Source organism: Cupriavidus basilensis OR16 (genome assembly GCF_000243095.1).
Lineage (GTDB): Bacteria > Pseudomonadota > Gammaproteobacteria > Burkholderiales > Burkholderiaceae > Cupriavidus > Cupriavidus basilensis_D.
Genome location: NZ_AHJE01000233.1, coordinates 1 through 1035, shown reverse-complemented (window position 1 = coordinate 1035; position 1035 = coordinate 1). Strand labels below are relative to the sequence as shown.

Sequence of the window (1035 nt, the reverse complement as noted above, 5' to 3'; positions counted from 1 at the left end):
GCAGGGTCGGCTTTCTTCTCGTTAGTCTTCTTTGCCGACGCAAAGAAGAGTGACCGGCAGCCCCCGCAGGGGGATGTCGTACGCACTTGGGTCCAAGACGCCATCGCCGATCAATCAAATAGCGACCACCCCCGCAGAGCAATGTCGTACGCTCTTGGGCCCAACAACCATCGCCACTCAATCAAACAAGCGATCCCCCCCCCGCAGGCCGATGCAGTATGGCGCCGGCTAATCAGGCAGGCCCCACTATGACGGGGTTAGAATCCCACTTTGTTTTCCTACGCAGCGGAGTCCACGTGCTGGCTGAACAGCGGCAAAAATTCATCCTCGACCAACTCGCCGCCAGCGGCGCGCTGGCGATCAGCGAACTGGTCACCGAGCTCGATGTCTCGCGCGAGACCATCCGCCGCGACCTCAACGCACTGGCGGCGCGCGGCCTGCTGATCCTCACCCACGGCGGCGCGCTCACACCCGAGCGGGCCGAGCCCGACACCCAGACCCGCGCCGCGGTCAATGCCGAAGGCAAGCGCGCCATCGGCATGCGCGCAGCGGAACTGGTGCCGGATGGCGCTTCGCTGATCCTCGATTACGGCACCACCACCCATACCGTGGCGCAGGCGCTGCATGGCCATCACAACCTGCTGGTCTACACCAACGACTTCGCCATCGCCCTGCTGCTGGGGCGCGCAACGGCAATCGGGTGGTGATGCTTGGCGGCGAGCTGCAGGACAACGAGGATGCCACCCACGGCTGGGACACCATCGAGCAACTGTCGCGTTACCACGCGGACTTTGCCTTTATTGGCACCGGCGGCATTACCGCCGACGGCCAGATGAGTGATTTCTCGCGCGCTGCCGCCGAGCTGCGCAGCCGCATGCTGCAAGCGGCGAGCGTGGCCTGCGTGGTGGCTGACCACACCAAGTTTGGCCGTAATGCCGGGGTGCTGGTGAAACATTTCGATAAGGCGGCTTACGTGATTTCCGATATGGCGCCCGATCCCGGGCTGGCTGCCGCCTTGAAGGAACGCGGTCCGGT

At 64.2% G+C, this 1035-nt stretch carries 1 pseudogene; it reads left to right on the top strand.

From position 1 onward, the window contains the following. Window positions 1-296 precede the first annotated feature (296 nt). Window positions 297-1035 (top strand): annotated as a pseudogene (locus OR16_RS38305) (DeoR/GlpR family DNA-binding transcription regulator); the annotation flags it as partial.